General features: G+C 46.6%; 6 protein-coding genes and 1 CRISPR repeat array (1 of these 7 cut by a window edge). Of the genes, 3 read left to right on the plus strand and 3 right to left on the minus strand.

The features are described 5' to 3' along the window. A CRISPR array of direct repeats spans positions 1–395; the repeat unit is 33 nt; unit sequence ATTTCAATCCACGCACTCCATACGGAGTGCGAC; it begins 591 nt to the left of the window's first position. 350 nt (positions 396–745) lie between these two features. Further along, positions 746–1,063: a transposase gene (locus tag IEW26_RS14300; RefSeq protein WP_111270792.1), complete on the plus strand. Its 318-nt coding sequence runs from the start codon at positions 746–748 to the stop codon at positions 1,061–1,063. 223 nt (positions 1,064–1,286) lie between these two features. Here IEW26_RS14300 and IEW26_RS14305 read toward each other — a convergent pair whose 3' ends face one another. Both IEW26_RS14305 and IEW26_RS14310 read right to left on the minus strand, forming a co-directional pair. After that, positions 1,287–1,850: a hypothetical protein gene (locus IEW26_RS14305; RefSeq protein WP_188592864.1), complete on the minus strand. Its 564-nt coding sequence runs from the start codon at positions 1,848–1,850 to the stop codon at positions 1,287–1,289. Positions 1,851–2,002: 152 nt separating this feature from the next. Beyond that, a complete protein-coding gene (locus IEW26_RS14310) occupies positions 2,003–3,583 on the minus strand; it encodes a hypothetical protein (RefSeq protein WP_145403600.1) in 1,581 nt (526 codons plus the stop codon). A gap of 721 nt (positions 3,584–4,304) precedes the next feature. On the opposite strand from IEW26_RS14310, the gene IEW26_RS14315 reads away from it, so the two are divergent. Together IEW26_RS14315 and IEW26_RS14320 are read left to right on the plus strand one after the other, a co-directional pair. After that, the gene (locus tag IEW26_RS14315; RefSeq protein WP_188592865.1) at positions 4,305–4,916 is read left to right on the plus strand and encodes a TetR/AcrR family transcriptional regulator; all 612 of its coding nucleotides are present in this window, start codon (positions 4,305–4,307) and stop codon (positions 4,914–4,916) included. 42 nt (positions 4,917–4,958) lie between these two features. Continuing rightward, a complete protein-coding gene (locus tag IEW26_RS14320) occupies positions 4,959–7,145 on the plus strand; it encodes a YhgE/Pip domain-containing protein (RefSeq protein ID WP_188592866.1) in 2,187 nt (728 codons plus the stop codon). Between the two features lie 317 nt (positions 7,146–7,462). Here the strand turns inward: IEW26_RS14320 and IEW26_RS14325 are convergent, their stop codons facing one another. Then, the gene (locus tag IEW26_RS14325) at positions 7,463–7,798 is read right to left on the minus strand and encodes a DUF4190 domain-containing protein (protein WP_184189321.1); all 336 of its coding nucleotides are present in this window, start codon (positions 7,796–7,798) and stop codon (positions 7,463–7,465) included. Positions 7,799–8,927 lie beyond the last annotated feature (1,129 nt).

Consider the following 8,927-nt stretch of genomic DNA (forward strand, 5'->3'; position numbering starts at 1 on the left):
CAGCGATTGGTTGAACCAAAGAGATTTCAATCCACGCACTCCATACGGAGTGCGACGGCCGGACGCTGATAAATCTACTTGGACGTGATGGATTTCAATCCACGCACTCCATACGGAGTGCGACTAAGCGCGACAGTGTTAAAAGTGATAATCTCTGAATTTCAATCCACGCACTCCATACGGAGTGCGACAAAATGAAGCATTGGGTGCACAAATTGTGGGTGTAATTTCAATCCACGCACTCCATACGGAGTGCGACGGAAGATATACAAGATGCCAAAATACACTTGTGGCATTTCAATCCACGCACTCCATACGGAGTGCGACTGTTGTCCATGTTCTCCCTCCTCAAACTTATTTTTATTTCAATCCACGCACTCCATACGGAGTGCGACAGCGAAAAATAACGTATAAACATTTTCTCCAACGAAAATGTCTCGTAATTCCGCAACTCCTTACCATGATCCCCCCTAATTTTATACAAAGCAATCAAATAATTCAACAAATTTGTTGCCAAAAGGGAACGAAAAGAGCAATTTTGGGTGCGAATCCCCCGGGAAAATCATGTGAGCTTGGGGTTCGCACCACGAGCAAGCTTGTGCTTCAGGAACCTAACGATTAACAGCGACGCTATTTTTCCCATTTTGGGCATTCTCAGATTCTAACGATCACCATGTTGCTAGAATAAAAAGTGGACACCCATTAACGGACGGAAGGATAATAAGAGGAACGGAGGTGTGTCCACATGGGAGAACAACGGCAACGGTATAATGAAGAATTTAAGAAACAAACGGTCAAATTTATCCAAGAGCAGACGAAGACGCTTGGAGATCTAGCTGAAGAACTCAACATTCCAAAAAGTACGTTACACCAATGGATGGGCAAGTATCGTGAACTAAAACATGAGCCCGTAGCTAGTGTGGATCGAGTGAAAGAACTGGAAGCAGAGCTTAAAGAAATGCGCCGGTTGCTTCAAGAGAAAGAACATACCCTTGCAGATACACAAGAGGAACTGGCTATTGTAAAAAAAGCAGTGCACATCTTCAGCAAACCAAAGAGCTAAGGTTTCAGTTTGTGGAAAACCATCGCTCCCTGTTTTCTTTGGAGAAGATGTGGGCTCTGTTACACGTGTCACGGAGCGGATATTACAAGTGGCGGATGAATCGAACAAGCAAGCAGCCGTAAGTGTCTACTTTCTTGACATAGGTCCATGGTGATCGTTAGAATGGAAAAGGTCATAAACTGACCCAATAAGCCCGCCTGTGATCGTTAGCGTTCATTCGAGACTAGTTCATTGCATCAGCTATACTGCTCAAGCTGCTCCTAACTTCTTCCACACTTCTATGAGCTCCAGCGATCTTAACCAGCTTCCATCTATTTTGCTGCTTTAAATAGTGTAAAGTCACCGCGCTGGGCAACAGGCACACTCGTTCATCACCCATTTCGAACCACTCCAGCTCCATTCCCACATTTGCCGCAAAACGTTGAATACGTTCTACTGTCTCCAATGCAGCTAACTTAGAAGTACCTGAACCTGAATCTGGCTCTGACTCTAAATCCATTTCTGTTGCTAATTCTACGCTGTTTCCCACTTCGGTCCAAACATCCATACTATCGAACAAGTAACTCCCGTCTGTCTGAAATGTTAGATTTACCGTGTATCCATCGTAATCAAAGCTGACCACTTCCAGTTTCTCCTTTTCCACAATCCACACTTCATCCGCCTGCGCTTTGGCCTGCTCCAGTGTGATCTGAGCATCTGCTGGTAAACATTGCGATAACTTCCCCTTTTGCACATACTCTTCCATAGAGATCGCGTCAATAAGTGACTTGGTTTGCTCGGTATTCATCGTTTGTTCGTCAGCCCCTTTCTGAGTCTGTCTATCTTTATCTATCTTTGCTCCTCATTAGCTTGTTCCACTCTTCTACAGAGATGAACAGATAAAGACGCTCGGTCAGGTGCAATATCCTGTCTGGGCGTCTTATTTTATAGTGTAGTCTTTTATTTCAAGTATCCTTTGGATTTCCAATATCGCTTCGCAAAGGACTCAACAGCATAGGGTATTTCCCCATTCAGCAAATCCTGATTCGCTTGCATCAGCTCTTTGCTTCCGCGTTCCAGCAATTGAACGGCAAATAGTAATTGGGGACCGCCTACATAATGAAGTTCAAGCAACAATGGCTCTTCCTCATCCTCTTTCTCCTGAGCCGAGTATTCAATTAACACAATTTCCGTGCCGTCCGCATGCTGGTGTAGCGTATAGAAGTATTTCTCGACCTTCGTCTCCCCTTGTGTACCCGTATACTCTCTACCAATACGCAGCATAGCTGGCTGAGGAACATCATTAAACATTTGACCTGCTTGTCGAAATGCAAAGTAGAAGTCTTCAATCCACAACCCATGCCGGTCATCATCATAATAATCGTCATAAGGCTCCACGATAGGCAACGCTAATAAATCACGAATACGTTGCGGCGAAATTAAGGTGCGGGCATACTGGTAATTCGATACGGACTGCAGCAAGGTATCCCATCCACGGTTGCTTAATTGCTGAATATCCGAAGGTGAGTCTTCCGTAAATACGCTCCATTCGGAGTTCTCACTGTTCACATAACGATATGCGCCTGAGATCATCCAGACAGGAGTGCCCCCTTGCTCGGCAAGTTCATTAGGAAAGCCTGAAGCTTGGTCTGCTGGCTCTATTTTGAGCAACAATGCACAATCATGGTCGTCTTGGAAATACAGACTCCGGAAATATCCCTCCGTATGCTCATCCCCGTAGACAGAACCTCGGCAAAACTGTCCATCCACCCAAAACTCATAGCTGTTCAGCAACTCACCCTCCTCTCTTACAGGTAATAATGAAGGGTGAGTAAGAAGCTCAATGTTCGCAGCTGTGAACTGATGATCTTCGAACCAATCCGGTACATCTGGCGCTAGTTCTGCGGCATAAATATACTCTCGTTTAATGATAGGCTGTCCCTGCTGCAGTCTCTTTATCATCTCTTCTCGCCATGGAAACGGCTCTTCTGTATCTTCGTCAATTACACACTCAGGAACAAATAACTCCAGCATGTCAAAGCCTTGCCATGGTCCGAGATCCTCCCACTCTTCAAGCTGACGCTTCACTTTCCGCTGTCCTTGAACCTGAATTCCATATTGCCCTGTACTTACTAGCAGCCCACCTTCTACGTTGCCTCTCACCGTCAATTCTCCATGGTTGTAATCTCCCCAGAACATATCCTCCACATAAAGATTACCTGTAATATATATCTCCTGCCCTCCCACGAGCATATAAGGCGTTGTAAGATCACCAAGCACAACCAGATTAGAAGCGGCCGCGTCGGATCCTGTGTTTCCAATATAACGATCAACGATCAGATGTCCCTCCACCATAATTAAAAAAGGCCCCTCATCCAGCAACAGCTCACTGATATGAAGATCACCTGAATGTAGCCATACTTCCTCGGCATCAAATTCACCATCATGTGCTTCATTCTGTGTATACATCCAGCTTTCGTGAGGCAACCTCGTTTTGATATCGGCAAAAGTAACCTTTTGACCTATGTGATGTATGGACATGTCCTGACACTCCTCATCGGTAGATATATGGATAACATCTTCAAAACTTCTAATCTCAGAGTGAGTAGCCGATTGCTCATATTGATCTCTCGATTACTCATTTTGATACCGACTAGCCTCTATGATTTCAATTCACACACTCCATACGGAGTGCGACAGCGAAAAAAACGCATATAGTGCGTTCGTACACGTCACAAAACTACGTTATTTCACTACTATTCTATGTGTTCCCGCCAACCAATTCAATCTTTTTCCAGCCCAATGTTGCCAAAAGGCATCAGAACACTCTATTTTCACTACTTTCAAGGTGCGAATCTCCCGGGGGGTTTCATGTGAGCTTCACATTCGCACCCTATAAATCACTTTCTGCCCTCTGCTTAATCTTCCTACGTTTCAATATCCTTCTCTCTTCTACTATCCTTTTAAGTCTCCCCCTTTCTCTACTCTCCCATCTACCCACACCATCACAACGTTCACTCTCCAAACTATGACATAGATCACATCCAACCTCATACACAAGTGCTACATTAAATAACGACCGAATGACCAAAATAGTAAAATGGTCAATCACAAAGTTAGGTTTATCTTTTATCAAAACCTGTCACTATTGCTTCAACTGGCTTCAACTTTTCAAAATTTTTCACCTGCTTCACAGTGCTTCGCACGTGTTTCACCCGCCTCACCCATTAAACATATCTCACATCAAGGAGGTGCATATGCCGTGAAAACGATAGATCGAAGGCAACAGGTAATGGACTCTGCCGAGAAATCCTTTGCCCTGTTTGGCTACAAGGCCACAACGATGGAGCAAGTTGCGAGACTGGCCAATGTGGGCAAAGGAACGATCTATACCTTTTTCGAGAATAAAGAAGAATTGTTCGATGAGATCCTGCGCTCGATTATTGCCGATATGAAACAGATCACGGAACAGACGGTGAATGAGGAAAACTCTTTTTTGGATAACGTACATCAGAGTATGGACTCTTTGCTGGAATATCGGGAGGAGCATGAGCTGCTGATCAAGCTGTTCCAGGAGGTCAATGAGTTCGGAACGCCGCAAGCGAAGGAGGGTCTGCAAAAGGTAGAGAAAGCCATCCTCGAATACCTCGAGCGTCAGGTCAGTCGTGCCATGGAATTACAGCAGATTCGCACGGATGATCCCAAGCTGGTTTCGTTTGTGCTAATGAAGCTGTACGTCAGCCTGACATCCGATTGGAACAAAGCGCATCCTACGCTGCACAAGGATCAGATCAAAGCATTTGTAGGCCTCTTTCTCAAAAATGGATTGTCCCCACTTAGAGAAACGCCCACAAACGCACACATACCATACTAGAGATAGAAACAAGGGATTAGCGTTAGATAGGGAGAGAACATCATGAAATCATTGCGTGTATTTGGGCAGGATTTGAAGTCCGCCTTCAAGAAACCAAAAGTGTTTATTCCAATTCTCGTTGTACTGTTCATTCCAGTGTTATATAGCGGGCTGTTCCTGAACGCCTTCTGGGACCCGTATGGCAAAATGAATGAATTACCTGTAGCCGTGGTGAACACGGACCAGGGTGCAGTTTACAATGATAAATCGCTTGAGGTCGGTCAGAATCTGGTCGATGAGCTGAAAAAAAGTGATGATTTCAACTGGCAGTTCGTCACTCGCGAACAGGCAGAACAAGGCATGAAAGACAACAAGTATTACATGACCATTGTCATTCCGGAGGACTTTTCCGAGAAAGCAACCACGCTGATGGATGAGCATCCAGAGCCCGCAGAGCTGATCTACGAGCCCAACGAAGGCTACAACTTCCTTGCAGGTCAGATCGGCGGTACGGCGGTCAAGCAGATTCGCACCAAAGTCTCTGCCAAAGTCACTGAATCGTATACCGAGTCCCTGCTGGATAAGGTCGGAGATGTGTCGGACGGTTTAGCTACTGCCGGAGAGGGAGCGGATAAAATCCACGATGGAGCAAGCAAACTGAATGAAGGGGCGGCTACGTTAAAAGAAAACCTCGCGAAACTGGCGGACGGTGCAGGCAAGCTGCAAAACGGCACAGTTTCGTTAAAAGAAGGCACAGCCTCCCTTGCCAAAGGCACAGGTGATCTTCACACGGGCGCGAGCACACTATCCAGTGGACTCGCTCAATTAGCTGCTGCCGGCACCAAGCTCGGTGACGGTGCAGCTCAGGCAGCAGCCGGCGGCAAGCAGCTGCATGCCGGCGTGCAAGCGGCGCAGGAGGGCGCGTCCAAGCTGGACGCCGGAATCGCCGCTACCGAGCAAGGCAGCGCGAAGCTGACTGCCGGGCTGCAAACCTCTGTTGAGGGCAGCGCCAAAGTCAGCGAAGGCGCCAAAGCGGTCGCTCAAGGTTTGGCACAGTTAGCCAAATCCAGCCCTGAGCTCGCGGCCAGCCCGGCTGTTCAGCAGCTGCTCGCAGCCAGTCAGGCTGTAGCTGCTGGTAGTGAGCAGGTCTATCAAGGCGGACAGCAGCTCGTTGCCGGAAGCCAGCAGCTTCAAGCTGCACAGCAGCAGCTGCACCAAGGCAGCAGTCAGCTAGTGCAAGGTGAGCAGCAGCTGGTGCAGGGCGCTGCTCAGTTGTCTGGCGGGCAAGAACAGCTGGCCGCTGGACTGGAGCAATTCAACGCCAAATTAAATGAAGCGGCGGCGGGTGGTGCCAAGCTGGCAGCAGGTTCAGAGCAGCTGAATGCTGGTGCGGGTAAGCTTTTGCAAGGTGTCGGCACACTGGAAGCTGGAGTCTCCACTCTGACGGACGGTTCTCAGAAGCTTGCAGACGGTGCGGGTGAATTGAAAGAGGGCACGGTCAAACTAACCGACGGCTCCGGGGAGCTCGCCACCAAATTAAACGATGCAGCCGAGCAAACCAGCAGTTTGCATAAAACAGATGAACTCGTCCAGATGTATGCTGAACCTGTGAAAGTCGATGAACACAAACTGAATCAGGTTCCGAATTACGGCACAGGCTTCTCGCCTTATTTCCTGTCTCTTGGTCTGTTTGTTGGTGCGCTGATTGCTACACTCGTTGTACCGACACGGGGAAGTAGTGTGAGCGACGCTACAGGCTGGAATCGATTTGTGAGCAAAACGCTTGCCTTCACGATCATGAGCGGTGTTCAATCACTTCTGGCTTCTGGTCTCGTATTATATGGGCTGGGTCTGAAGGTACAGAGTATACCGTTATTCCTTTTATTCAGCTTTGTAACAAGTCTGACCTTCATGTACATCATTCAGGCACTCGTTACCTGGCTGGAAAATCCGGGGCGTTTCATCGCGATTCTCATGCTGATCTTTCAGCTCACTACAAGTGCGGGCACGTTCCCGCTGGAGCTGATTCCGAACTGGCTGAAAGTATTTAATCCATGGCTGCCAATGACTTACTCGGTAACCGGATATAAAGCTGTTATTTCAAGTGGAGAGTTTGGCGTCGCCTGGGATCAGATTGGAATCTTGTGCCTCTTTGCCATCCTCGGTCTGGCCGGTACGTTATCGTATTTCCTGAAGCATCGGACTGCCGAGGACAACAGTGTTAGCAGTGAAGCCGTACTGCAGGCTTAGATTCATTTTTTGATATATGCAAGAATGCCAGTCTCCACATAAGGCGGATAATAGCGATTGGAAGGTTATTCTGTCATCGGAACGTAATAAAAAGGCATATCCCTCGTCCTGACCTGCTGTGTATAGCAAGTGTGACGTGAAGGATATGCCTTTTACTGATGATCGGCTTTGGGATCTCTAACGCTAGCTCTAGTAACAATCCTTTGCTTCGGATACAGCTTTCTTTCTAGAAGCTTTTAGGCTAATCCGCCCTCTACTGGACTTGCTTTCTAATTAGATTGTGCTAACCCGTCGTCATGCTCTCAATACCTGAATACCTAGTATGTAGAATAGCTCGCAAAAAGGAACACGGCCAATAAAATCACAATAATAATCGCATAGAACGCTGTACCGATAATACCACATACAAGTCCTGCAACGGCTAATCCTTTCCCCTGCTCCATGCGCATGCGAATTTCCTTGAAGGATATGGATGCAAAAATAATAGCCACAATCCCGATTAGAAATCCAATGTATGGAATCGTAATTGACAAGATGCCCAAAACCAGCGACACAATCGACTTCGAGTTTGTTTTTGGCGGTGGTGCATAAGGTGTTGGCGCAAAGCTGTCATCGTAGTAACGATCAGCACTTTTGTAATTTTGTTGATTCAAGGTAAATCCTCCCTATATTATTGTATTCTCACATTATAAACGATAAGCGGGAATATACCTTTCCATTTAATGGTTTTTATCAAAAAAAATATGATGCATCGAATGCTGCTATAACCAGGGCGTGTCTTGAATACCACTGAAGCGCATTTCGAAACGTCTTTTCTCACGCTGCTGCGTCTCTTTCCATTAACGTGCTCCGACATAACTTCGGGGAACTTCCTGGCTTGGAACGGAAGGCATGCCATATATAGCAAAGACTTCGCCTAAATTGGCTTCATTCAGCATCCCCAAACACACCCTAAAAGTGCTTACTTCCACTGTTGACATTGCTGAACTTCATCCATGAGTGCCGTAAAATGAACCGCTCTCCTCAGCTAGCTGCCCAGGTGCAACACAAACTGAACTTTTGGCAAAAAACTGGACGCCATACACAGAAGTTGAATCATGTCACAAAATTAGACGCTACGCTACTAATTGATCCATAAATTTCGTCATAGCTAGTCAGTTTAAGCAGCTCATATGAGTACTGAAAGTTGTAACGATTCCTACAGACGCTATTTTGCTCTTTTTAGCCGATTTAAAATCCTAACGATTCCCACAAACCTTATTTACTCAAAATGCTGCAATTTCAGCTGCTTTTTGGTCATTTCAGTCTAAATAGCGCTCCTGGGAATCGTTAGATCTACAAACACTGCTTAGGGAGCCAAATAAGGCTCCGTGAGATCGTTAGCTTGTTAGGTGCAGTCGAGTGCGATAGGTTAGTTCATACACAGCTTGGTATGTCTTTCAATTTTACGCAGAGAAGCCACAGCCCGGCATTACGCAGACCAGAATCACTAAAAGGTAGCATATATGTGTTTCATGGAGCGCCCCTGTGAGCGTGGAATTTAAAGCGGGTGCCTCCCCGTCTCAATTCCCGCATTCTATACGAAGTGCCACGGGCACTATTGGCACTATTGGCACGATCGGTTCAATCGCAAGTCCACCGTTACTAATTATGAAGGATTTCAATCCAGGCTATTCATTTCTAGAGTAAAAGGCTGGGCAAAACCCAGCCCCTCCTCATCAAACCGTACGTGAGGTTTTCCCTCATACGGCTTTCCGATGTTCGTCATTCATGAGCATGCAA

Origin of the sequence: Paenibacillus silvae (assembly GCF_014639235.1) — a bacterium.
In the GTDB taxonomy this organism is placed as follows: Bacteria; Bacillota; Bacilli; order Paenibacillales; family Paenibacillaceae; genus Paenibacillus; species Paenibacillus silvae.